The sequence below is a fragment of the Rhodanobacter sp. UC4451_H18 genome (assembly GCF_052978225.1).
In genome coordinates this window covers 817,235-841,023 of record NZ_CM129663.1, presented here as the reverse complement: position 1 = coordinate 841,023, position 23,789 = coordinate 817,235, and the positions used below count along the sequence as shown (strand labels likewise).

24 protein-coding genes are annotated in these 23,789 nt (G+C 66.9%); 16 read left to right on the top strand and 8 right to left on the bottom strand.

The window, feature by feature from the left end:
- The first annotated feature begins 17 nt into the window (after nucleotides 1-17).
- Genes ACVCMG_RS04100 through ACVCMG_RS04090 form a run of 3 tightly spaced genes read left to right on the top strand, consistent with a single transcriptional unit; the run spans nucleotide 18 to nucleotide 3,373 of the window.
- Nucleotides 18-560, top strand: coding sequence for a GNAT family N-acetyltransferase (locus ACVCMG_RS04100; RefSeq protein ID WP_447114935.1), 543 nt, complete (start codon nucleotides 18-20; stop codon nucleotides 558-560).
- Entirely contained in the window at nucleotides 557-1,063 is a 507-nt protein-coding gene (locus tag ACVCMG_RS04095) for a hypothetical protein (RefSeq protein WP_395117575.1), read from the top strand. The genes ACVCMG_RS04100 and ACVCMG_RS04095 overlap by 4 nt, the downstream gene beginning before the upstream one ends.
- 39 nt (nucleotides 1,064-1,102) lie before the next feature.
- Nucleotides 1,103-3,373, top strand: a complete 2,271-nt coding sequence (locus ACVCMG_RS04090) for a thiamine pyrophosphate-dependent enzyme (protein WP_447114934.1) — start codon at nucleotides 1,103-1,105, stop codon at nucleotides 3,371-3,373.
- 46 nt (nucleotides 3,374-3,419) lie between these two features.
- Here ACVCMG_RS04090 and ACVCMG_RS04085 read toward each other — a convergent pair whose 3' ends face one another.
- From ACVCMG_RS04085 to ACVCMG_RS04070, 4 genes are all read right to left on the bottom strand, one after another.
- Entirely contained in the window at nucleotides 3,420-3,650 is a 231-nt protein-coding gene (locus ACVCMG_RS04085; RefSeq protein WP_447105918.1) for a hypothetical protein, read from the bottom strand.
- A 70-nt stretch (nucleotides 3,651-3,720) separates the two neighbouring features.
- Entirely contained in the window at nucleotides 3,721-5,481 is a 1,761-nt protein-coding gene (locus ACVCMG_RS04080) for a GGDEF domain-containing protein (protein WP_395117579.1), read from the bottom strand.
- Nucleotides 5,482-5,837: 356 nt separating this feature from the next.
- A complete protein-coding gene (gene mfd / locus ACVCMG_RS04075) occupies nucleotides 5,838-9,326 on the bottom strand; it encodes a transcription-repair coupling factor (protein WP_447115390.1) in 3,489 nt (1,162 codons plus the stop codon).
- A gap of 89 nt (nucleotides 9,327-9,415) precedes the next feature.
- On the bottom strand, nucleotides 9,416-10,018 hold the full coding sequence (locus ACVCMG_RS04070) for a GNAT family N-acetyltransferase (RefSeq protein WP_395117581.1): 603 nt from the start codon (nucleotides 10,016-10,018) through the stop codon (nucleotides 9,416-9,418).
- 199 nt (nucleotides 10,019-10,217) lie between these two features.
- Between ACVCMG_RS04070 and ACVCMG_RS04065 the strand changes: the two genes are divergently transcribed.
- Together ACVCMG_RS04065 and ACVCMG_RS04060 are read left to right on the top strand one after the other, a co-directional pair.
- The gene (locus tag ACVCMG_RS04065; RefSeq protein ID WP_447114933.1) at nucleotides 10,218-10,619 is read left to right on the top strand and encodes an MmcQ/YjbR family DNA-binding protein; all 402 of its coding nucleotides are present in this window, start codon (nucleotides 10,218-10,220) and stop codon (nucleotides 10,617-10,619) included.
- Nucleotides 10,616-11,017: a VOC family protein gene (locus ACVCMG_RS04060; protein WP_447114932.1), complete on the top strand. Its 402-nt coding sequence runs from the start codon at nucleotides 10,616-10,618 to the stop codon at nucleotides 11,015-11,017. The genes ACVCMG_RS04065 and ACVCMG_RS04060 overlap by 4 nt, the downstream gene beginning before the upstream one ends.
- Nucleotides 11,018-11,134: 117 nt before the next feature.
- Here ACVCMG_RS04060 and ACVCMG_RS04055 read toward each other — a convergent pair whose 3' ends face one another.
- Nucleotides 11,135-11,674, bottom strand: coding sequence for a DUF2058 domain-containing protein (locus tag ACVCMG_RS04055; RefSeq protein ID WP_447099209.1), 540 nt, complete (start codon nucleotides 11,672-11,674; stop codon nucleotides 11,135-11,137).
- Nucleotides 11,675-12,006: 332 nt separating this feature from the next.
- On the opposite strand from ACVCMG_RS04055, the gene ACVCMG_RS04050 reads away from it, so the two are divergent.
- The 4 genes from ACVCMG_RS04050 to ACVCMG_RS04035 all read left to right on the top strand — a co-directional run bounded on the left by ACVCMG_RS04050 (nucleotide 12,007) and on the right by ACVCMG_RS04035 (nucleotide 15,269).
- Nucleotides 12,007-12,426 (top strand): GntR family transcriptional regulator, encoded by a 420-nt coding sequence (locus tag ACVCMG_RS04050; RefSeq protein WP_447105922.1) that lies wholly within the window; start codon nucleotides 12,007-12,009, stop codon nucleotides 12,424-12,426.
- Complete coding sequence (locus ACVCMG_RS04045; RefSeq protein ID WP_447099207.1) at nucleotides 12,423-13,307, top strand: ATP-binding cassette domain-containing protein; 885 nt, start codon at nucleotides 12,423-12,425, stop codon at nucleotides 13,305-13,307. Before ACVCMG_RS04050 ends, ACVCMG_RS04045 begins: the two co-directional genes overlap by 4 nt.
- Nucleotides 13,304-13,990 (top strand): ABC-2 transporter permease, encoded by a 687-nt coding sequence (locus tag ACVCMG_RS04040; protein WP_447105924.1) that lies wholly within the window; start codon nucleotides 13,304-13,306, stop codon nucleotides 13,988-13,990. The genes ACVCMG_RS04045 and ACVCMG_RS04040 overlap by 4 nt, the downstream gene beginning before the upstream one ends.
- 94 nt (nucleotides 13,991-14,084) lie before the next feature.
- Nucleotides 14,085-15,269, top strand: coding sequence for an acyltransferase family protein (locus ACVCMG_RS04035; protein WP_447105925.1), 1,185 nt, complete (start codon nucleotides 14,085-14,087; stop codon nucleotides 15,267-15,269).
- Nucleotides 15,270-15,326: 57 nt separating this feature from the next.
- Here the strand turns inward: ACVCMG_RS04035 and ACVCMG_RS04030 are convergent, their stop codons facing one another.
- From ACVCMG_RS04030 to ACVCMG_RS04020, 3 genes are all read right to left on the bottom strand, one after another.
- Nucleotides 15,327-16,226 (bottom strand): cation diffusion facilitator family transporter, encoded by a 900-nt coding sequence (locus tag ACVCMG_RS04030; protein ID WP_447114931.1) that lies wholly within the window; start codon nucleotides 16,224-16,226, stop codon nucleotides 15,327-15,329.
- A gap of 131 nt (nucleotides 16,227-16,357) precedes the next feature.
- A complete protein-coding gene (locus ACVCMG_RS04025) occupies nucleotides 16,358-16,873 on the bottom strand; it encodes a Slp family lipoprotein (RefSeq protein ID WP_447114930.1) in 516 nt (171 codons plus the stop codon).
- Between the two features lie 39 nt (nucleotides 16,874-16,912).
- Nucleotides 16,913-17,827: a 23S rRNA (adenine(2030)-N(6))-methyltransferase RlmJ gene (locus ACVCMG_RS04020; RefSeq protein ID WP_395117607.1), complete on the bottom strand. Its 915-nt coding sequence runs from the start codon at nucleotides 17,825-17,827 to the stop codon at nucleotides 16,913-16,915.
- Nucleotides 17,828-17,990: 163 nt separating this feature from the next.
- On the opposite strand from ACVCMG_RS04020, the gene ACVCMG_RS04015 reads away from it, so the two are divergent.
- The 7 genes from ACVCMG_RS04015 (at nucleotide 17,991) to ACVCMG_RS03985 (ending at nucleotide 23,758) form a co-directional block, all read left to right on the top strand.
- Nucleotides 17,991-18,326, top strand: coding sequence for a hypothetical protein (locus tag ACVCMG_RS04015; protein ID WP_395117609.1), 336 nt, complete (start codon nucleotides 17,991-17,993; stop codon nucleotides 18,324-18,326).
- A 148-nt stretch (nucleotides 18,327-18,474) separates the two neighbouring features.
- Entirely contained in the window at nucleotides 18,475-18,822 is a 348-nt protein-coding gene (locus tag ACVCMG_RS04010) for a hypothetical protein (protein WP_447115389.1), read from the top strand.
- Between the two features lie 121 nt (nucleotides 18,823-18,943).
- On the top strand, nucleotides 18,944-20,677 hold the full coding sequence (locus ACVCMG_RS04005; RefSeq protein ID WP_447114929.1) for a copper resistance system multicopper oxidase: 1,734 nt from the start codon (nucleotides 18,944-18,946) through the stop codon (nucleotides 20,675-20,677).
- On the top strand, nucleotides 20,674-21,696 hold the full coding sequence (locus tag ACVCMG_RS04000) for a copper resistance protein B (protein ID WP_447114928.1): 1,023 nt from the start codon (nucleotides 20,674-20,676) through the stop codon (nucleotides 21,694-21,696). The genes ACVCMG_RS04005 and ACVCMG_RS04000 overlap by 4 nt, the downstream gene beginning before the upstream one ends.
- A 9-nt stretch (nucleotides 21,697-21,705) precedes the next feature.
- A complete protein-coding gene (locus ACVCMG_RS03995; protein ID WP_447105932.1) occupies nucleotides 21,706-22,797 on the top strand; it encodes a c-type cytochrome in 1,092 nt (363 codons plus the stop codon).
- Between the two features lie 2 nt (nucleotides 22,798-22,799).
- Nucleotides 22,800-23,252, top strand: a complete 453-nt coding sequence (locus ACVCMG_RS03990; RefSeq protein ID WP_447105933.1) for a DUF411 domain-containing protein — start codon at nucleotides 22,800-22,802, stop codon at nucleotides 23,250-23,252.
- A gap of 83 nt (nucleotides 23,253-23,335) precedes the next feature.
- Nucleotides 23,336-23,758 (top strand): hypothetical protein, encoded by a 423-nt coding sequence (locus ACVCMG_RS03985; protein WP_447114927.1) that lies wholly within the window; start codon nucleotides 23,336-23,338, stop codon nucleotides 23,756-23,758.
- Nucleotides 23,759-23,789 lie beyond the last annotated feature (31 nt).

Here is a 23,789-nt window from a genome sequence, read left to right as displayed (position 1 = left end):
TTAGGCCGGAGTGTTGTATGGGTTGGCAAGACATCCGCATTGAAACCGATCGCCTCATCCTCCGCCCGACCCGGCCGGAGGATTTCGAGGGCTGGGCGACGCTGATGGCCGACGCGGAGAACGCGCGCCACATCGGTGGCCCGCAGTCACGGGCAGTGGCGTGGCGCGGCTTCCTGTCCATGGCGGGGGCCTGGGCGATGCAGGGCTTCGGCATGTTTTCGGTGATCGAGAAAAGCAGCGGCCGATGGATCGGACGGCTCGGGCCGTGGTGTCCGGAAGGCTGGCCCGGCACCGAAGTGGGCTGGGGCTTGTTGCGCGATGCCTGGGGCAGGGGTTATGCGACGGAAGGTTCGGTGGCGGCGATCGACTGGGCCTTTGCCCAGTTGGGCTGGACCGAGGTGATCCACACCATTGCGCCGGACAACCTTGCATCGCAAAGCGTCGCGCGCCGACTCGGCTCAAGCCTGATCGGTCCCGGCCGCCTGCCCGAACCGTTCCAGGATCTGCCGGTGGAGATCTGGGGGCAGAGTCGCGAAGCCTGGGAACGCCGCCGCGCATGAGCCATCTCTCGCCCGCGCTGTATGCCACCCTGGCCGACGTGGTGCCCGATCTGCACGTGCACTGCGTCGATCCGTGGTGCCTGATCGGCAGCGCCGCGGCGTTGGTGCTTGGTGCCGAGGTCAGCGTGGCCGACGTGGACGTGCTGACCTCGCGCGCCGATGCGGACACGCTGATGCAGGTGTGGGCGCAGCAGCGCGAACCCGCATTCGCGCCACCGGATGGCGACCGCTTCCGCTCGCATTTCGCCCGCTTCCGTTTTCCCGGCGCGCCGGTCGAGGTGATGGGCGGGCTTGAACTCCACCTCGACGGTCGCTGGCAGCCCGTGGCGCCGGGCAAGCTGGTGCTCGCCGGCGTGAACGGCCTCGCCGTGCCGGTACCGTGCATCGACGACCAGATCCGCCTGCTCGAAAGTTTCGGTCGCGAGAAGGATCTGCGGCGCGCCGCCGTGTTGCGCGTGCTGCGGGTACCGGCTTTTCCCTTGCCTGTTGTTTCATCCCGCTGAGCGACTCCGTTGTCGCCGGCCACCACTGACGAATCCGCCATGACCGCCATTCCGTTTGCCATCAGTTCCCGCCACAAGGGCTTCAACCGCGCCGAAGTGGTCGACCAGAACTTCATCGAGTTCGTGCAGCTGTGGCGCGGCGACGTGCATGCCGCACCGCGTGACGGCGAGGCGGTGCTGCCGGGCAGCGCGCTGGATGCACGCGGTTTTCGCGAACTGCTGGAATCGCAATTGATCTCGCGCCACCTCGACCTGATGGCGCGCGTGCTGCGCGTGCAGAACAAGGTGTTCTACACCATCGGTTCGTCCGGCCACGAAGGCAACGCGATGGTGGCGCGGCTGACCCGCCACACCGATCCGGCCTTCCTGCATTACCGCTCCGGCGGTTTCATGGCCGAGCGCTTCCGCAAGATTCCGGGGATGGACCCGGTGATGGATTCGGCGCTGTCCTTCGCCGCCAGCAAGGACGACCCGGCTTCCGGCGGCCGCCACAAGGTGTGGGGCAGCAAGCCGCTGTGGGTGCTGCCGCAGACCTCGACGATCGCCTCGCACCTGCCCAAGGCGCTGGGCACTGCGGTGGCGATCGAGCAGGCGCGGCGGATCGGCCACCAGCTGCCGATTCCCGACGACAGCATCGCGATCTGCTCGTTCGGCGATGCCTCCAGCAACCATGCCACCGCGCAGACCGCGTTCAACACCGCGGCGTGGACGGCGTACCAGAAACTGCCGGCGCCGGTGCTGTTCGTGTGCGAGGACAACGGCATCGGCATCTCGGTGAAGACGCCGAGCGGCTGGATTGCGGCCAACTACCAGCATCGTGCCAATCTCGACTATTTCTTCGCGAACGGCCTGGACCTCGCCGAAGGCTACGCCCAGGTGCAGCGTGCGGTGGAGCATTGCCGCGGCACGCGCCGGCCGACCTTCCTGCACCTCAAGACCACCCGCGTGATGGGCCACGCCGGCACCGATTTCGAGATCGAGTGGCGCTCGATCGAGGAGCTGTTCGCGGTGGAGGCGACCGACCCGCTGCTGCGCTCGGCCGGCATCGCGCTGGCGTCCGGCCTGTATTCGAAGGATGAATTGCTGAACCTGTACGAGGCCACCCGCAGGCGCTGCTTCGCCGCTGCCGAGGACGCGGATTCGCGCCATCGGCTGACCTCGCTGGAGGACGTGATGGCCCCGCTGGCGCCGTACACGCCGGCCGCGGTGAAGGCCGAGGCCACGCGTGCCGACTACGCGGAGAAGCGCCTGGCCGTATTCGGCGGCGAGGCGAAGCTGCCGGAGAAACTGCCGCCGCGGCACCTGGCGATCCAGATCGGGCAGGCCCTGCACGACCTGCTGGCGAAGTATCCCGAGGCGCTGCTGTTCGGCGAGGACGTGGCGCAGAAGGGCGGCGTGTACACCGTCACCAAGGGCCTCAACAAGACCTTCAAGGGCAGCCGCGTGTTCAACACGCTGCTCGATGAAACGATGATCCTGGGCCTGGCCCAGGGCTACGCGAACATGGGCATGCTGTCGCTGCCGGAGATCCAGTACCTGGCGTACTTCCACAACGCCTGCGACCAGATCCGCGGTGAGGCGGCGTCGCTGCAGTTCTTCTCCAACGGCCAGTACCGCAACCCGATGGTGATGCGGGTCGCGTCGCTGGGCTACCAGAAGGGCTTCGGCGGCCATTTCCACAACGACAACTCGATCACCGCGCTGCGCGATATTCCCGGCCTGGTGGTGGGTTGCCCGAGCCGCGGCGACGACGCGGCAATGATGCTGCGCACGCTGATGGCGCTGGCCAAGGTCGACGGTCGCGTGTGCGCCTTCCTCGAACCGATCGCGCTGTACATGACCAAGGACCTGTACGAGGCCGGCGACGGCCAGTGGCAGTTCGACTACCCGGCGCCGGACCAGGCGATGACGCTGGGCGAGGGCCGCATCTACAACGACGCGGCGAACGACCTGGTGGTGTTCACCTTCGGCAACGGCGTGCCGATGGCGCTGCGCGCCGCGCGCACGATCGAAGCGGAACTGAAGTGGAAGGTACGCGTGGTCGACCTGCGCTGGCTGGCGCCGCTCAACGACGCCTTCATCGCGGCGCAGGCGAAGACCGCCAAACGCATCCTGGTGCTGGACGAAGGCCGCAAGAGCGCCGGCGTGGGCGAGGGCGTGATCACCGCGATCGTCGAGGGCGGCTGCGGCGCCACTCCGATCAAGCGCGTGGTCGGTGCCGACACCTTCACCCCGCTGGCCGGGGCGGCGCTGCTGGTGCTTCCGGGCGAGGCCGACGTGGTGGCGGCAGCGCACGCGCTCGTCGGCTAGGCATGCTCTGACCACGTCTTTGCCCGTCGTTCCCGCGAGGCGCGTTTCAACAGTCGAAGGGCTGGTAGAGCTTGTCGCTGTCCGGCATCGTACCGTCACGCCGCTGGGTCAGGTACGGCAGGATCGGTGGCCGTGACCGGGCATCGAAGCCATCGCCTCCCGCAGGAGCCCACTCGCGGGCGATGCCTTTGGGGCCGGGATCGGGATTTGTAAGAGCCAACGCATCGCCCGCGAGCGGGCTCCCGCGACCATCGGTCGCGAGTGGGGTCAGGATCATGACTGGACAACCGCGCGCCTCCGCCGGGGTGACGACTTGTTCGGACCTTCGCTGGCTGGCGCGCCGCGCTTCAGCGATCCTCGCGCCGCGTCTCCACCACGCGCAGGCGCTTTTCGCCGGCGGCGTGCGCGGAGCGGTTCGTGAATTCGTCCATGCACACGCGATTGCGGCCGCGCAGCTTGGCGCGATACATCGCCTGGTCGGCGCGGTCGATCAGCAATTCGAGCGTGTCGCCGCGCTGGCGCATGGCCACGCCGATGCTGACGCTGAGCAGTTGCTGCTCGTCGCGCACCGGAATCTCCAGCCGGTGCACGCGGCGGCAAAGGCGGGTGGCCACCTGCATCGCCTCCTGCGCGTCGATGCCGTCGAGCATTGCCACGAACTCCTCGCCGCCGTAGCGGCCGAACAGGTCGCCCGGCCGCAGTTCCGCGCTGAGCGTGGTGGCCACCGCCACCAACGCGCGGTCGCCGGTGTTGTGGCCGTGGTGGTCGTTGAGCTGCTTGAAGTGATCCAGGTCGAGGAACAGCACGGCGATCGAAGGCGCCTGGCTGCTGGCCAGCAGCGCTTCGGCACGCTCGGTCCAGGCACGGCGGTTGAGCAGGCGGGTGAGCGCGTCGTGGTCGGCCAGCACCTGCACCACGTCGCGATCCTGGCGCAACTGCAGCGCGCGATCGGCCAGGCCCAGCGACAGCACCATCGCCTCGAAGGCGCCGCCGGCGAGGCTGAGATCGTTGAGCCAGTCGATGCGGGGCAGGGCGCCGTTGACCTGGGCGCTGGTCAGCGCGGTCAGCAGCAGCAACGGCGTCCAGCCGGCGAGGAAAAACCAGGCCTGGCGCGAGCCGCGCAGCGCGGCGATTGCCCCGGCCACCAGCAACAGCAGCGCGCCGATCATCAGCAACGGGTTGAGCAGGGCCTGTGCCATCGAGACCAGCAACGGGATGCCGCTGCAGCGCATCAGCACCAGCTGGATCATGCCCACGGCCACGGCGATCACCGGCACCTGCAGCAGCCGGGCATGGCGGCGCAGGTCGCAGAACCGCATCATGAACAGCGAGGCGAACGTCACCGACAAGGCCACCGCCACTGCGCCGACCATGGTGCTGGAGTCGACCAGCCATTGCCAGCGCAGCGGATGGAACACGAAACCGGTCTGCATGCCCTGGATCAGGGCGTAGCAGACGATGTAGCCGGCATACCAGGCGTAGGTGATGTCGCGCAGCATCAGCGAGAAGAACAACGCCATCATCACCATCGCCAGCATCACCGCGAAGCAGATGCTGGCGAACACCAGCCACTGGGTGTCGCGCTGCAGATACTCGTCCCACGACAGGATGCGAAAGCGGATCGGCGCGCTGACGGTTTGCGTCGGTTCCACGCGCAGCAGGATCGGCGTGGATGCGGACAGGTCCGCCGGCACGCGCCACGCCAGCCGGCCGTGGCCGTGGCCGTGGGCGCTGAAATCGTTCATCGCCAATCGATGCACCCGGTCGCCGTGGAACACGCTGATCGCACCCATCGGCGCCGGGTACACGGTGAGCACGCGATCCTCGTTGTTCCACGGCGGCTGCGCCGCGATCACCACCCAGCTGCCCAGCTCGTTGCGCGGAAAGCGTTGCAGCATGGACGGGTCGAAACTCTTCATGCGGCCGGCGTGGTAGGCGTCCATCACGCCCTGTGGCGTGTCACCGGCGACAACTTCCTGCCAGGCCCCATTCAGCGGCATGCCGTCGGCATGGGCTGCGCCGATCCCGAGCAGCAGCAAGCCGAGCCCCAGCATCCATGCGCGGATGCGTTGGCGGTGGCGTGCTGAAAATGTGACCGGCTTCTCCACTCGGCTTTCCCTGTTCTGCGCGACTTGCGGGGGAGCACGCGCGCAGGGCTTTTCTGTGGTCCGTGAGTCGATTTGTCCGTGGATACTGGCCTGCAGGGGTGCAAAGAAGGCCAACCTCCAACGCTGCACGATGTAAAGCCAGGATGTCAAGCACGGGTCATGCCATGTCGTGGCTTGCCGGGAGAGGCGACCGGCGGCGGCGGGGAGGGCGGGGCGATGCTCTGATGGTCCAGGGGAACGGCCTGCAGGGACCAAAGCGGACGCTTTGGGTCACTCCCGACACCCGGGTCGGCAAGGTGATTCCGGCAGCCCGGTCGTGGCTTCCCTGCCGACGGAGGAGTCTGAGCTTGCCGCGCTCAGCGCGGGCGACGCGCGCCCAGCAGCGCCAGCACGTCCTGTGCGCTGCGGATGCGTTCGCTGGCGCCGGGCAGGTCCAGGATCACCTTCAGCTTGTCCTGGCCATCCAGTTTGTAGACGCGCGGCTGGGTCTGGATCAGCTTGATGATGGCCAGCGGATCGACCTCCGGCTTCTCGCGGAACACGATGCGGCCGCCGTTGGCGCCGAAGTCGAGTTTGCGAATGCCCAGCGGCGTGGCCATCAGCTTCAGGCTGGCCACGGCGAACAACTGCTTCGTCGGTTCGGGCAGCAGGCCGAATCGGTCGATCATCTCCACCTGCAAGTCGCGCAGGTCATCCTCGCTGCGGGCGCTGGCGATGCGCTTGTACAGGGTCAGGCGCGTGTGCACGTCGCCGAGGTAATCGTCGGGAATCAGCGCGGGCAGGTGCAGTTCGACCTCGGTCTCGTGCTCGGAGCTCAGGTCGAAGTCCGGCACCTTGCCCGACTTCAGCGCGCGTACCGCGCGATCGAGCAATTCGGTGTACAGGCCGAAACCGATCTCCTGGATCTGGCCGGATTGTTCGTCGCCGAGCAGCTCGCCGGCGCCGCGGATTTCCAGGTCGTGCGTGGCCAGGGTGAAGCCGGCGCCGAGCTCTTCCAGCGAGGCGAGGGCCTCCAGCCGTTTCTGCGCATCGGCGGTGATCGACTTGCGGTCGGGCACCACCAGATAGGCATAGGCGCGATGGTGCGAGCGACCGACGCGGCCGCGCAGCTGGTGCAGCTGGGCCAGGCCGAAGTGGTCGGCGCGGTCGATGATGATGGTGTTGGCGGTGGGGATGTCGATGCCGGTTTCGATGATGGTGGTGCACACCAGCACGTTGAAGCGCTGGCGGTGGAAATCCGCCATCACGCCTTCCAGCTCGCGTTCGGGCATCTGGCCGTGGGCGATGCGGATGCGCGCCTCGGGTACCAGCTCCTCAAGCTCGCGCACGGTGCGCTCGATGCTCTGCACCTCGTTGTGCAGGAAGTACACCTGGCCGCCGCGCGACAGCTCGCGCTGCAGCGCCTCGCGGATCGTCGCCGGGTCCCACACCGAAATGAAGGTGCGTACGGCGCTGCGATGTGCCGGCGGGGTGGCGATCAGCGACAGGTCGCGCAAACCGGCCATCGCCATGTTCAGCGTGCGCGGGATCGGCGTGGCGGTCATGGTCAGCAGGTCGACTTCGGCACGCAGCTTCTTCAGCTGTTCCTTCTGGCGCACGCCGAAACGTTGCTCCTCGTCGACGATGACCAGGCCAAGGTTCTTGAACTTGATGTCCGACTGCAGCAGCTTGTGCGTGCCCACGATCACGTCGATCTGGCCGTCGGCCAGGCGCTTCAGCGCTTCGTTCACTTCCCTGGTGGACTTGAAGCGCGACAGCACATCCACGCGCACCGGCCAGTCGGCGAAGCGGTCGGCGAAGTTGCGGTAGTGCTGCTGGGCGAGCAGGGTGGTCGGCACCAGCACGGCGACCTGCTTGCCGGCGGTGGCGGTGGCGAAGGCGGCGCGCAGCGCGACCTCGGTCTTGCCGAAGCCGACGTCGCCGCAGATCACCCGGTCCATCGCGCGCGGCGCGGCGAGATCGTCCAGCACCGCCTCGATCGCGCTTTCCTGGTCGGGAGTTTCCTCGAACGGGAAGCTGGAGCCGAATTCCTCCACCAGCTGACGGTCGATCGGCAACGACTCGCCGCCGCGCGCCTGTCGCTGCGCGTAGATCGCCAGCAGCTCGGCAGCGACGTCGCGCACCTTCTCCGCCGCCTTGCGGCGCGCGCGCTCCCACGCGTCGCCGCCCAGCGAGTGCAGCGGCGCCAGCTCCGGCGCGGTGCCGGAGTAGCGGCTGACCAGGCCGAGCTGCGAGACCGGCACGTACAGCTTGTCGCCCTTGGCGTACTCGATGGTGAGGAACTCGCCCGCCATGCCGCCGACGTCCATCGACAGCAGCCCCTGGTAGCGGCCCACACCGTGATCCACATGCACGATCGGCGCGCCGACGGTGAGTTCGGTGAGATCGCGGATGATCGTGTCGGGATCGCGCGCCGTGCCACGCCGGCGTTTGCGCTCGCGCTCGTTGCGCACGCGCTCGCCGTAAAGCTCGCGCTCGGTGAGCACGGTCAACACCGGTTTGGTCAGTGCAAAGCCCTGCTCAAGCGGTGCGATGGTGATGGCGAAGCGCGGAAGGTTTTGTTCGTCATTCCGGCTTTCACCGGGATGACGAGCGAGAAAGGCCGACCAGTCATCGACGTGCTCGGGTTTCAGCCCCGCGCTTGCCAGCGTATCGACCAGCGCCTCGCGCCGTCCCGCCGAATCCGCCGCGATCAGCACGCGGCCCGGGTAGCCGGCGAGGAAATGCCGCAGCGAGGTGGCCGGCTCCTCGCCCTTGCGATTCAGCGGCAGCTCCGGCGCCGGCTGGGTGCCGGTGTCGATGGCGTGCTCGTGGCCGGGCTCGACCACGTCCACGCGCAGGCGCTTGTTGAGCTGCTCGCGCAGCTTGTCCGGCGGCAGGTACAGCTCGGCTGGCGGCAGTACCGGGCGCTCGATATCATGCGCGCGCTGGTCGTAGCGCTCCAGTGTCTGTGCCCAGAACTGGTCGGCGGCTTCCCCGGCGCCTTCGCCGAGCACGAACAGCGCGTCCTCGGCGAGGTAGTCGAACAGCGTGGAGGTCTGCCGGAAGAACAAGGGCAGGTAGTATTCGATGCCCCCGGGCGTGACGCCCTCCTTCATGTCCTGGTACAGCGGGCAGCGGCGCACGTCGATCGGGAAGCGCTCGCGCAGATTGGAGCGGAACTCCTTCGCCGCTTCCTCGGTGAGCGGAAACTCGCGGGCGGGCAACAACTCGACGCGTTCCACCTGCTGCTGCGAGCGCTGCGTCTCGGGATCGAAGCTGCGGATCGAGTCGACCTCGTCGTCGAACAACTCGATGCGGTACGGCTCGGCAGTGCCCATCGGAAAGATGTCCAGCAACGCGCCGCGCACCGCGAAGTCGCCCGGCTCGGCCACCTGCGGCACGTGGCGGTAACCGGACGCTTCCAGTCGGCGCTGCTCGGCGGCCAGGTCGAGCTGCTGACCCTTCGACATCACCAGGCCGGAGCCGGTGATGTGGGTACGCGGCGCGATCCGCTGCATCAGCGTGGCCACCGGCACCACCAGCACGCCGCGCTTGACGCCAGGCAGGCGATACAGCGTGGCGATGCGTTGCGAGACGATCTCCGGATGCGGACTGAACGCGTCGTAGGGCAACGTCTCCCAGTCCGGGAACTGCAGCACCGGCAGATCATCGGCAAAGATGCCCAGCTCCGCTTCCAGCGCCTGTGCGCGCTGGGTGTCGCGCGCCACCACCACCAGCAGGCCTTCATGCGTGCGCGCCGCCTCGGCCAGCAGCAAGGCGCGTGCCGAGCCGTGCGGCGGCAACCAGTAGCGGCGCTGCCTGGGTGTGGTGGGGAGGGGAGGATGCTTGATCGGGCTGGGCATAGCCGACAAGTGTAACGCGGCGCTCCAGTCGGGCCGTGCGGGGCGGGCACTGCCCGCCGCTCCCGATCATGGCGCCGTGATGAGTTGTCCTACAGTTTCAAGGTGATCAGCATGGTGCCCGGTTCGTCGGGAATCGCGCGCTGGGTGAAGCCGAGCTCCTTGCACAGTTGCAGCATCGGCCGGTTTTCCTGCAGCACGTAGCCCCACAGTTCGTACAGGCCACGGCGCCGGCAATCGTCGACCAGCCGCTGCATCAGCAGCGCGCCGAGGCCGATGCGGCTCCAGGCATGCTCCACCAGCACGGAGAACTCGGCCGTGTCGGTGGTATCGTCGACGTAGATGCGCCCCACGCCGCGCATCTCGGCCGGGTGGAGGGATTCGTCCATCAGCACGAAGGCGGTTTCGCGCGTCGGGTCGATCCGGCACAGTTGCTGCGCCATCGGCGTGGGCAGCTCAGACATCGCGTGCAGGAAGCGGCGACGGATCTCCTCCGGCGACAGGCGGGCGAAACAGCGCTGCATCGCCGCCACGTCACCCGGTTCGATCGCCCGCAGGGTGAGCTCCCGTTCGTCCTGCGTACGCACCTTCTCGCCGGCCGCCGGCGCGAGGGCCTTGCGGGCAAAGCGCAGGCTGCTTCGCGGTGGCAGCGAGGCATGCGGCGTGGGGGAGACGAAGTCGATCGCGGGAATCATGGGCGCTCCATACTTTTGCGTATTGTGTGCAATGCAGCATGATTATGCAACGGGCAACCGCCGACAGATCATGATGATGAGGTGAGCTTTGGCGTCACTTCCGGTCATTCATGTTGCGCCACAAGATGCGCCGCAGGACAAAGACAGCGCCTGCGCAACACCCCACAATGGATGCGGATTCCCCGGCGGAGCAGCCTGCATGACCGACCAGCCACCCCGCGGCATCACCGTGGCCCAATTGCAGCGGCTGTGCAGCCGCTGGCCCGGCGTAACGCGCGACATCAAGTGGGGCGACAACCTGGTGTTCAGCGTGGGCGGCAAGATGTTCGCCATGACCCATGCCGATGGTCGCGAGGGCGGGCGCCTGGCGTTCAAGGTGGCGGACGAGCGATTCCTCGAACTCACCGACCTGCCTGGTGTCATTCCGGCCCCGTACCTGGCGCGGATGCGCTGGGTGTCGGTCACCGAACCACGACGTTTCGCCACGGCGGAGCTGCAGGCGCTCATCCTCGACGCGTATACGCTGATCCGCACCAGGCTCACGAAGAAACTGCAGTCCGGACTGGGCCCGCTGCCCGTGCTCAAGGCAGGCAAGCCATGAAGCAGCATCTCGGCGCACTTGCGCTGCTGGTCGCCGACTACGACGAGGCGATCGCCTGGTACACCCGCGCGCTCGGTTTCGAGCTGATCGAAGACACCGACATGGGCGGCGGCAAGCGCTGGGTGTTGTTGGCGCCGCCCGGTTCCGGCGAAACCCGCTTGCTGCTGGCCAAGGCGAAGGGTGACGAACAGACTTCCCGCATCGGCAACCAGACCGGCGGCCGCGTGTTCCTGCTGCTGCACACCGACGACTTCCAGCGCGACTGGCAGCGCATGCGCGCCGAAGGCGTGCACTTTCGCGAGGAGCCGCGGCATGAGACCTACGGCACGGTAGCGGTGTTCGATGATCTGTACGGCAACGGCTGGGATCTGCTGGAACCGCGGCGTAACCCGCCGTAACCGTTCCCCGAGGCCACCCCCGTCCCTGCAGGAGCCCGCTGGCGCGGCGATGCCTTGAAAGCCGGGTTTCGGGATTCGGGATTCGCAAAAGCAACTGCATCGCCCGCGAGCGGGCTCCTACCAGATCAAATCGTCCGGCACCTGGAACTGCTTGTAATAGTCGTCGTCCGCACCATTGCCGCTACCGGCTTCGCTACGCGCGTGATCAAGCACGATCGCTGTCGCATCACGCTCGTATACCTTGTCGGCCGCAACACGCGGCAGCAATTCATAACCCTGATCATGCCGCACGATCACCAGCGTGCCGCTGGCCAACTGCGCACGCAGCGCCTCGTTCACCAGCACATCCCTGATCGTGCCGCCATCGGTGAACCGATAGGCAATCTCCCCATCGCGCTTCACCTTGTGCGCCTCGACAATCTGGCGCACCTGCGCGTGCGCTTCGTTCTGCCGCAGCTGCGCATTGCGCTCCGCCGCCAGCGCACGATCGCGCTCGGCCTTCTCCGCCTGCAACCGCTCCACCTCCACCTGCTCGGCACTCGGTGCCGCCGGCCCCTTGCCCTTGTGCTTCTTCGCCTGCTCGCGCACGACCTGCGCCGCCTTGGCCTTGTTGACCAGGCCGGCCTTGAGGAGTTGTTCTTGCAGGGGATTGCGCATGGGGCAGAGGGATCCCGGGCAGAAGTGCTAAAGAGAATTGTAGCGTGTGATCGGTATGCGACCGTCGTCAGTTTGGGTGGCGTGTGCAACTCCTCGCCTTTACGCACCTAGCCGAAAAGTCTTCGCTTCCCCGATGCGGTCGATCTTTTGCCGCCCGATGTAATGCTCGGCATCTCGTTGCTTGAGCAGCCGCCCGAGCCATCCGCGCCACATGTCCATGAAAGGCGGAAATCCGCTCCGGATGTCTTCTGCCGATGGTTGTCCGATGGAAGCTTTCCTGCCGAGTGTCCCGATGGCTTTACGGCACAGAACTTGGTGGGTATACTGTGTATATGAAGTATGCACAGATCGACCCCGAACTGTTCCTGTCGGTCAGCGACAGCACGCCGATGTACCAGCAGATCGTCAACCAGATCACCACCAAGGTGATGGCTGGTGATTGGCCGGCGGGCCAGCCGTTGCCATCGATCCGGGAGTTGGCGAGTGCCAGCCGGGTCAGCGTGATCACGGTCAAGCGCGCCTATGCGGAGCTGGGCCAGGCCGGGGTGATCGTGACGCGGCACGGCATGGGTTCGTTCGTGGCCGAATCGCGGGATTTGTCGACAACCTTGCTGCGTGCCGAGTTCACCCAGCACTTTGATGCCATGTTGGCCAGCGCCCGACGGCTTGGCCTATCCGCGGAAGATATCCGGCGACTGCTTGACGAGCAGGCCGACTGGTCCGCCGATTCCACTGAAGGATCCACACCATGACGACTGCATTCTCCCTGTCCGGAGTGACCAAACGCTACGAGAACTTCGCGCTCCGGGACATCGATCTCAGCATGCCCGAGGGGCAGGTCATGGGGCTGGTGGGAGTAAACGGCGCGGGCAAGACCACGTTGCTACGCATTCTCAGCGGTCTGGCACTGGCCGATGCGGGTGCGGTCGAGGTGCTTGGACATGCCATGCCGGCGCAACAAGTTGCCGCGAAGAAGGACTTGGGATTCGCGACGGAAGACATGCGCCTGTTCAAGACCCGGACCTTGCGCTGGCACATGGATTTCGTGCGTGCGATCTATCCGGGCTGGGACGAGGCGTACGCCACCGAGCTGCTTCGCCGCTTCGACCTGCGCGCGGAACAGACGATGACTGGGTATTCGCACGGGCAGCGCGTTAAAGCGCTGCTGATGCTCAATTTCGCCCGCCGGCCGAGGCTGCTGTTGCTCGATGAACCGACCACGGGCCTCGACCCGGTGGCGCGTGACGAGGTGCTGGAGGCGCTCGCCGATGTTCTTCGCGACGAAGCGCGCAGTGTGATCTTTTCCTCTCACAACACCAAGGACATCGAGCAGATGGCGGACACCATCACCTTCGTTCACGACGGCGCGCTGCTGGCGTCCAGGGAGAAGGAAGCATTCCTCGACGATTGGCGCCGGATCGTCTGCCTGGGAGCGTGGCTGCCGGACAAGATCGCGTGGCCCGAAATCGCCGCGGCGCGACAGAACGGTTCGATCCTGGAACTGAAGGTGCGCCAGTTCAGCGACGGATTGCTGAAACGCCTGCAGGCGAAGGGCGTGGAAATTCGCAGCACCGAGCCGATGAGCCTGGAAGATATTTTCGTCACCACCGTGCGCGCTGGAGGTGTGGCATGAATTTCTCGTCACTCAACCTGCCGGTGATCAAGCTCCTGGTGGCGAAGGACTGGCTCCTGTTCCAGAAACAACTCGCGGCCTGCGTGCTCGCCGGGATCGTGGCGCTGTGCCTGATCGGCATGGCCACCGGCTGGAGTTTCTATCTTGGCTCGCTGCTGCTGATCATCGTGCTGGTCTCTGCCTCGTGCTTCTCGATCTCCACCTCGTTGCTGGTCGAACGCAAGGAGCACACGCTGGCGTTCGTGATGAGCCTGCCGGTGACGCCGCTGGACTATTACCTGGCCAAGCTGGTCGGCAGCCTGGTCACGTTTCTCGTGCCGTTCTTGGTGATGCTCGCTGGAACGATGCTGGTGATCCTGTTCACACCGTTACCGGACGGGCTCGTCGTCTTGTCGTTGTTGATCTTCGGACACGTGCTGCTGGCGTACACCGTGTCGTTGAGCGTCGCCATGGCAGTCGAATCCGAGGGGTGGAACATTTTCGCCATGATCAGCAGCATGGTGCTGATCAATCCGTTCATCATGCTTCTGGGGCAGCTCCCGGCGATCAGCGACCACGTCAAGACCGACACCATCGTATTCGGCCCGGTCGTGGTGTCGATCCTGCTTGGCCAACTGGTGGTCGGCGTTGCGGTCCTCATCGCGACCGGCTGGGTGCATTGCCGAAAGAAATCGTTCTACTGAACTGATCCCCGTTCACGCTTAGCCCTTCGACAAGCTCAGGACAGGCGTAGCCCGCGCAGCGGGTGGAGTCGAAGCGCGGCCATGCACCATTCCGATGAATCCGTCCGACCTGTTCGGAGGTCTCGCCATGCACGACACAATGCGCTTTCATTACATGGACAACCTGCGCGCGCTGGCCATGTTGTCCGGGGTGGTTTTCCACGCCGCGCTGGCTTACAGCCCGCTCCTGCATCCGTATTTTCCCACGGCCGATCGCGCGCAATCGCCTGCCCTTGATTGGTGCATCTGGTTCCTGCACCTGTTTCGCATGCCGCTGTTCTTTCTGGTTGCGGGCTTCTTTGCGGCGATGCTCCTGCGCAAGCGTGGTATGTGCGGCATGTTCCTCAATCGCATGCGGCGCATCGCATTGCCGCTGGTGATCTTTTGCCCGCTGGTGCTCGCCGCGATGAGCTACAGCACGCTGCATGCGGCGGCGAGCGTGCAGAACCCGTCACCTGTGCTGGTGATGATCAAGCAGTTCTCGTTGATGGCGAACCCACCAGCACTGCCGCCCGGTACGGGCCACCTGTGGTTCCTCTACTACCTGTTGTTCTTCTATGTCCTGATCTGGGCGGCGAAAAGCCTGGAGCTGGGGGAGGTCGGGAACCTGGTGCGTGGCCTGAACCCCGCGTGGCAGTTGGCGTTGTTACCCCTGTTGCTGGTGCCGGCGCTCGCCTCGGTGACCGCTCCGCATCCCGCACCAGAAAGCCTGTTTCCCAAGTTCTGGGCTTTCGGGTTCTATGGACCATTCTTCGCGTTCGGCTATCTGCTTTTCGGCCACGAGGCCCTGATCGAGCGCTTCCGCCGTTTCGCATCGTGGCTGCTGCTGGCAAGCCTGGGCCTGTACGGTGTGTTCTGGTATCTGCTCAAGCGGCACGTGCCCACCGCCGCGGAGCCGTCTGCGACGCTGCCCATCGCGGCAGTCGAAGCCTGCGTCAGCGTCTGGATGACCTGCGTTTGCCTCGTCGCCGGCCGATCGTTGCTGAATCGGGGCAACTGTCTGTTGCGCTACCTCTCCGACTCGTCTTATTGGGTCTATATCATCCATCTCCCGGTCCTGTTCGTCATTCAGTACCGACTGATGGACATGGAGCTGTGGTGGGGGGCGAAGTTTGCGATCTCCGTCATGGCAACGTTCGCACTTTGCCTGCTCAGCTATCACGCTCTGGTGCGCAAGACCGTTATCGGAAAACTTCTTGGCGTCCGACCACCGGTGGCGGGACCAGCCACCGGGGGGTGATGGCGCGGGCGCTTGCGACGAACAACACGTTGTCACATGGCTTTCCCTCGCCGATGATCAATCCGCGTTGTCCGGCTCGAAGAAGCTCCAGCGCACGTCGCCGAACTCGGCCTTCATCGCGGCCTCGACGGTGTTGATGGCTTCGATGAGGCTGGCGGTGGGCTGCATGCGCGCCTTCACCGCCACCATCACGTCGGCGCCCATCTGCAGGGTGATCAGGTTGAGGACTTCGGCGACTTCGGGGCGGTTCTTCAGGAAGCCCATCAGCTCGTCGCGGCGGCGCGGTTCCACGCCCTGGCCGATCAGCAGCGCCTTCACCTCGATCGCCACCAGCACGGCGACGACGATCAGGAGGGTGCCGATGGCGATGGTGCCGGCGGCGTCGAACATCAGGTTGCCGGTGAACATGGTGGCGCCGATGGCGAGGGCGGCCAGGCAGAGACCGACGAGGGCGGCCAGGTCTTCGCCGAAGATCACCAGCAGTTCGCTGGAGCGGGTTTGGCGAAACCACGTCCACAGATCCTGGTCACCGCGGGCCTTGTTCACTTCCTGCATGCAGCCGCGCATCGAGATGCCTTCGACCACGATGCCGAACACCAGCACGCCCATCGCCAGCCACGGCCACTTGAGCGGTTCGGGATTCGTGAGCTTGTGCACGCCCTCGTAGATCGAGAACATGCCGCCCACGCTGAACAACAGGATGGCGACGAGGAACGACCAGAAGTACAGCGCACGACCCCAGCCCAGCGGGAATTCGTCGGACGGTGGACGCTTGGCCTGGCGGATGCCGAGCAGCAGCAAGCCCTGGTTGCCGCAGTCGGCCAGCGAGTGCACCGCCTCGGCCATCATCGCGCCGGAGCCGGTAACCACGGCGGCGGCGAGCTTGGCCACGAAGATGGCGAAGTTCGCGCCCAGCGCGAGGAAAATGGCCTTGATCGGGTTGGCGTGGCTGGACATGCGCGGGCTCGGGCGGGAAACGGGCGGCCATTGTAATGGACGCCAGCCGGGCCTCTCCGCGAGATGGCGGCGGACGCCTGCTGCCTCCGCGGCGAGGCCGTGAGGCGGGGTGCCCGCCTCCGGACAGCGACTCAGCGGATGCCGACGCCCACGCCAAGCCCGAAGTGCACGTTGCTGCGACCCTTCTGCATTTCCTCGGCGGTCCAGACGTGGGACTGCGCCACGTCGACCAGCGGGAACAGGTAGTCAGCCTGGCCAACCTGGCCGCCGCGGGTGCCGTTGAGTTTGCCGTCGACGGTCATCAGCGCGCCGGCGGGGTAGTCGAGCGGTTCGATGTAGCCGCGCAGCACGGCGATGAAGCGGCCGTTTCCGCTGTCATTCGCCTTCGGCCGCTGCGAGGAATCCAGCGGATAGGCCAGCAGCTCGATTTCGCTGTGGTCCTGGAAATTGCTGACGTGCACGATGCGCCCGCCCCAGATGACTTCGTTGCCGCTGTACTGCTCGGGCGTCTGCGCCACTTGCGCGGGGGTGGCGAGCACCGCGTTGCCGGTGGTCTTGTAGATCGGCGCGGGTGCGCAGGCGGCCAGCACGAGCAAGGCGGCGGGCAGGGCGAGCCGGATCAGCAGCGGGGCGGGGCGGTGGCGCATGGTCGTGGCTCCTGGACGGACGCGAAAGACGGGGCCAGCTTAGCGACGGTTCGGCCTGGGCGGTAGTCGCGAGGCGGGCAGGGGGCTGGGCGTATTCAGCTGGCTGCCGGCCTCGTCCAGCAGCCAGTCGAGTTTTACCGTGGCCGGACGCTCGCGCGCCAGCAGGCCGGCCAGCACGCGCAGCGGTTCGCGCAGGGCATCGTCCAGTTTCCACGGCGCGTTGAGGATGACCATGCCTGAGCCGTTGAGGCGCAGCGGCGAATCGTCCGGGTGCACCAGCAGCTCGGCGCGCAGGACGCGTTTCACCCCGCTGTGCTGCAGGCGGCGCAGGAACGGCTGTACCTGGCTGCGCAGCTTGATCGGATACCACACCGCGTAGACGCCGGTGGGCCAGCGCTGCAGCGCCGGCTTCAGGGCCTGCTCGATCAGCTTGTACTCGGCGTCCTGCGCCTCGTAAGGCGGGTCGATCAGCACCAGGCCGCGCTTCTCCTGCGGCGGCACCAGCGCCTTCAGCGCCTCGTAGCCGTCGCGCTCGTGCACGTGCACCTGAGGGTTGCCGCGGAACAGGTCGCGCAGCTTGCATGCCGCCTCGGTGTGCAGTTCGCACAACTGGGCGCTGTCGCCGGGGCGCAGCAGGCGGGCGACCTGCAGCGGCGAGCCGGGGTAGCGCTTCAGGCCCTGCGCGTTGTCGGCGCTGCCCAGGATGCCGTCGCGCCAGCGACGCAGCAGCGGCGGCAGTTTCTCCGCCGGGTGCAGGCGCGCGATGCCGTCCTTGAACTCGCCGGTCTTGCCTGCCTCGAAACCGTCCAGCGGATAGTTGCCGCTGCCGGCATGGGTGTCGATATAGCAAAACGGTGCGGGCTTGGCCTGCAGCGACTCGATCAGTGCCAGCAGCACGACGTGTTTCAGGACGTCGGCAAAATTGCCGGCGTGGTAGGCGTGGCGGTAGTTCATGGCGGTCACGGGAATGGGGACACCCAGTATAGAGGGCCGATGCCGTGCTCCCCCGGTGCTACGTAACCTTTCCTGCACATGGGCCGGTGCAGGCTCCGCTTGTTGCAGCGTTGCAACCGGCCGGACGCGCGGCTCCGGCCGTCCACCTGCGCGGAGAATCATCATGAAGTTCCTGCCAAGAATCATGGTTTCGACGGCCGCTGTCGGCCTTTGCCTGGCATTCGGCACGGTCAGCGCCCAGGACACCGGAGGGATGGCGCCGGCACCGGCGTCGAGCAGCATGGGCCATATGGGCGGCATGCATCACAAGATGATGCGCCACAACAAGAACGGCAGCATGCACATGATGCCGGCCACGGTGAGGTCGGTGGATGCCAAGACCGGCATCGTCGAGGCGGACGCGGGAGGCATGTCGCTACGCGTGCACTTCCCGCCGGCTTCGGTGGCCAACCTGAAAGTCGGCGACAAGATCACGCTGCACATGGGCTATACCAAGTAGTTCGTCGGGTGACCGACGAACCATGGCGCGTGCCGAACATGGGACCGATGGACCCATGTCCAGAGTTGAGACTGGCCGGCACCGACCCTATGCTGTGCCGATGAATCACCTGCTTCGCCATGCCGCACGCTTGCCGTCCCTCCGGGCGATGGCATGGTTGGCGTGGCTGATTCTCGTGCTGGCACCGGTGCACGGCATGCCGCGCGGGATGACCGGCGACGCGCTGCGGGGCGCGCCGGCACCGTCCGTCGCGCACGCGGTCGATCATGGTCCGGATGCCATGCCGGTCGCGTCCGGCTGCTGCGCCGACCACGGCCTCGGCCAGCACGACGCGATGGCGTCAGCCCATTGCGCGGCGGCGTGCGGCAGCCTGCTGCAGGCGGCCACCCTGGCTGCTCTGGTGCCGGCGGCGCCGGAACCGCTGCACGTTTTCCCTCCCTTCGCGTCCGCGCCCAGCGTCGTGCACGCGCCACCGCTGCGGCCGCCAGCCGGCTGATCCTCGTTCGCTGCGACCGTGCCTGCATGCCCGCCTGGCGGCGAGCGTGGACGGCGGCCCGTGTCGGCACCGGCCATCGGTGCCTTCCCCGAAGGAGACCTGCGTGCATCCATTTCCCCCCATGCCTGCGACCGACCTGTCGCGGCGACGTTTCGTGCAGGGCCTGGCCCTGGGCGGCGCGGCAGCCGGCCTTGGCCTGTTGCGGCCCGCGAACGCCTGGGCGCTGACCAGCCCGGGACAGCCCACCGTGCTCAGCGGCACCGACTTTGCGCTGGACATCGTCGAGCGCACCGTCAACTTCACCGGCGTGCCGCGGCCGGCGACCACCGTCAACGGCGGTGTGCCCGGTCCGTTGCTGCGCATGCGCGAAGGCACCACGGTGAACCTGCGCGTGAGCAACCGCCTGCGCGTGCCCACCTCGATCCACTGGCACGGCATCGTCCTGCCGTTCCGGATGGATGGTGTGCCCGGCCTCAGCTTCGACGGCATTGCGCCGGGCGAGAGTTTTCTGTACCGCTTCCAGCTGCGCCAGAGCGGCACCTACTGGTATCACTCGCACTCGGGTTTCCAGGAGCAGAACGCGCTGTACGGCCCGCTGGTGATCGAACCGGCAGGCCCCGAGCGCTACCCCACGGATCGCGACTACGTGGTAATGCTCAACGACTGGACCGACGAGGACCCCGAGCGCATCTACGCCAAGCTGAAAAAGCAGAGCGACTACTACAACTTCGCGCAGCCCACCGTGCCGGACTTCTTCCGCGATGTGCGCGAGAAGGGGCTGGGCCAGGCGCTGGCGAAGCGCAGGATGTGGAACGAGATGCGCATGAACCCGACCGACCTGGGTGACGTCTCCGGCTACACCTACACCTACCTGATGAACGGCACGACGCCGGCCGGCAACTGGACCGGCATCTTCAGGCCCGGCGAGAAGATCCGGCTGCGTTTCATCAACGGTTCGTCGTCCAGCATCTTCGACGTGCGCATTCCCGGCCTGAAGATGACGGTGATCGCCGCCGACGGCCAGGACGTGCAGCCGGTGCCGGTCGACGAGTTCCGCATCTCGGCAGCCGAAACCTACGACGTGATCGTCGAGCCGCAGGAGGAGCGCGCGTACACGCTGTTTGCCCAGTCGATCGACCGCAGCGGCTACGCGCGCGGCACGCTGGCTCCGCGTGCAGGCATGGAAGCCGAGGTGCCGGCGCTGGACCGGCGCGTGTGGCTGGGCATGCAGGACATGATGGGCGCGATGTCGCACGCGGACCATGGCGGCGGTGATGCCGCGATGCCCGGCATGGACCACGGCAGCATGGATCATGGCGGCATGACCACCGCACTCCCTGTGCACCACGCCCGCACCGAATACGGCCCCGGCGTGGACATGCGCGTCGACATGCCGCGCAGCAATCTCGACGATCCGGGCATCGGCCTGCGCGACAACGGCCGCCGCGTGCTGACCTACGCCGACCTGCACACCGTCGGCGGCCCGCTCGACGCGCGCGAACCCGGCCGCGAGATCGAACTGCACCTGACCGGCAACATGGAGCGCTTCATGTGGTCGTTCGACGGCATCAAGTACTCCGACGCCAAGCCGATCCATTTCAACACCGGCGAGCGCCTGCGCATCGTGCTGGTCAACGACACCATGATGAACCACCCGATCCACCTGCATGGCATGTGGAGCGAGCTGGAAAATCCGGATGGCCAGTTCCAGGTGCGCAAGCACACCATCAACGTGCAGCCGGCGCAGCGGATCAGCTACGCGGTGACCGCCGACGCGCCGGGCCGCTGGGCCTACCACTGCCACCTGCTGTACCACATGGAGGCGGGCATGTTCCGCGAGGTGGTGGTGGCATGAGCACGAAGCGTCGCGACACCTCGATTGTTCTGCGTCGCGCGGCGTGGCTGGCCGCGCTGCTGCTGGCCTTGCCGCTGGCGGCGACGGCGCAGAGCGCACCGGCTCCGGCCAGCAGCGCGGCGCCGACGGCGGTGGACCATGGCTCGGTGCACGGGATGGATCACGGCTCCATGCATCACGGCGCGCCGACGCCCGCGCCGGCGGCATCCACCCACGTCATGCCCGGCATGGATCACACGTCGGTGCACGGCATGAGCCACGGCCAGGCGCATGGCGCGGGCACAAACACGGAGCCGGCGCAGGGCGAGCACGCGCCCGCGGACGCACGCAGCGGCGATTATTCCGACGGCATCGCCGCCAGCCCCGCGCACGCCCTGCACATGCACGGCAGCACACCCGCCGGCATGCTGCTGGTCGATCAACTGGAAGCGTTCCACGGCCGCGACGGCAACGGCCAGTCGTGGGAGGCCGAAGGCTGGTACGGCAGCGACGCGGACAAGCTGTGGCTGCGCAGCGAGGGCGAACGCAGCGGTGGCAGGGTCGACGACGGCGAGGTCGAGGCGCTGTGGAACCACGCCGTCGCCGCGTTCTGGAGCACGCAGCTGGGCGTGCGCCATGATTTCGGCGCCGGCCCGCAGCGGGAGTGGGCTGCGTTCGGTGTGCAGGGTCTGGCGCCGTACTGGTTCGAGGTCGAGGCAACCGCCTACGTCGGGCCATCCGGTCGCAGCGCGGCGCGCCTGCGTGCGGACTACGAGCTGCTGTTCACCCAGCGGCTGATCCTGCAGCCGGAGCTGGAGGTCAATCTGCACGGCAAGTCCGACCCGGCACGCGGCATCGGCAGCGGCCTCACCGATGCCAAGCTGGGCTTGCGCCTGCGCTACGAGATACGGCGCGAGTTCGCGCCGTATCTTGGCGTAGTCTGGACGCGCCGCTTCGGCACCACGGCCGATTTCGCCCGCGCTGATCATCAGGCAGTCTTCGACCGGCAGTGGGTCGCCGGCCTGCGCATCTGGTTCTGAGGAGAGCCCATGAAACGACTCATCATCACCGTCGTGATTCTCTGCGTGATCGCCGCCGCCGGCGTCGGCGCCTTCGTCTGGTCCGGCGTCTACAACATCGGCGCCGACGACCACCACACCAAACCCGTCTACGCGTTGATGCAGGCGCTGCGCGAGCGCTCGATCGAACATCACGCAAGGGACATCGTGGTGCCGAACCTCGACGATCCGCAGCTGATCCTCAACGGCGCCGGCCAGTACGCGGCCATGTGCACCGGCTGCCACCTGGCGCCGGGCATGGCCGAAAACGAGATGCGTCCCGGCCTGTACCCGCTGCCGCCCGAGCTGGCGAAATTCCGGCCCGACCCGCGCGAAGCGTTCTGGGTCATCAAGCACGGCATCAAGATGAGCGCGATGCCGGCGTGGGGCGCCACCCACGACGACGCCACGATCTGGAGCATGGTGGCGTTCCTGCAGAAACTGCCCGGCATGACGCCGGCGCAGTATCAGGACATCGTGGCCCGGGCACCGCAGGACCACGACATGGATGAAGCGGGCGGCCACAGCCACAGCCATGGCAGCGCCGCTGACGACGATGCGCATGGCGCAGCGGTGATGGAGGGCATGGCGATGGCCGGCGACGCGGGCCACAGCCACGCTGACGCGGATGGCGATGCCGACGAACACGATACCGCGCCGGCGGTCGAGGCACCGCTGTCGATGGAAGGCATGACGCCGGGCGCGGTGCCGGCGGCGGAAACGGTGGCGCGGGCCTTCCAGGCCGCGTTGCAGCGTGGCGACCGCGAAGCTGTACTCGCACTGCTGGCGCCCGAGGTCCGCGTCAGCGAAGGCGGTCACACGCAGACACGCGACGAATACATCGCCGGCCATCTGGGCGAGGACATCAAGTTCCTGAAGGCTGCGAAGCTCACGCCGGTCTCGTTCGGCTCGATGCCGATGGGCGACACCGCGATGGTCGGCAGCGAAAGCGACATCGAGGTCACGATCAAGGGCAAGCCGACCACGCTGCGCAGCCGCGAGATGCTCAAGCTCGGCAAGGACGGCGACAGCTGGAAGATCGTGTCCATCCAGTGGCAAACCACCCCGGCAACCGGAGAATGACGATGAAACGATGGTTTTCCCGCATGGGCATCAGTTTGCTGTTTGCCGTGCTGTTCGCGCCGGCGGCGATGGCCGCGAACGCGTTGGACGTGTACAGCGACCCGTCCTGCGGCTGCTGCGGCGCCTGGGTCGATTACATGCGCGCGCAGGGCTACACCGTCACCGTGCACCAGGACCAGCCGATGGCGACGGTGAAGGCGCGCTTCGGCGTGCCGCCCGGTGCGATGTCTTGTCATACCGCGGTGATCGAGGGCTACGTGGTCGAGGGGCACGTGCCGGTGGAGGACATCCGCCGTCTGCTCGCCGAGCGGCCGGACGCCATCGGCATCGCCGCGCCCGGCATGCCGATGGGTTCGCCCGGCATGGAGATGGGTGCACCCGAACGCTACGACGTGGTGCTGATCGGCCGCGACGGCTCGACCCGGGTGTATGCGACGCATGGCCCCGCCGGGTGAGCCAAGTCGGTATCGTGCTTGCAATCCGCCGACTTGACCCGCGTCAATGACCTGCCCGTTGCCGACATTACAGTGCCCGTGAGATGAAACCCGCCTTCCGCCTCCGCCCCGTCGTCCGTCGCCGCCTTGCGTGGCTGGTGGTCGTGCTGCTGCTGTGGCAGCAGGTGGCGGTGGCGGCGTATGTCTGCGTCGCCGCACCGGTGCCACCGGCCACGGCTGCGCTGGCCGTGGCGGTGCATTCCTCCTCCATGGCAATGGCCGACGATTGCGCGGACATGGCGACGCCGGTCGATCCGCTGTGCCGGCAGCATTGCCAACCCGATCATGCCACCCAGGTCGACGCTCGCACCGCCTCGGTGCCGGCCAGCGCGCTGCCTGCGCTGCCGCCGGTGCTGCCGTCCATGACGGCCGTGACGTTGCCGTCCGAGCGGGCGTTGATTCAGCGCGAGCGTTTGCGAGCGCCGCCACCGATTCCCCGCTTGTTGTTCTGCTCGCTCCTGATTTGATCTGACACGTTGCGGTATCCACCGACGTGGT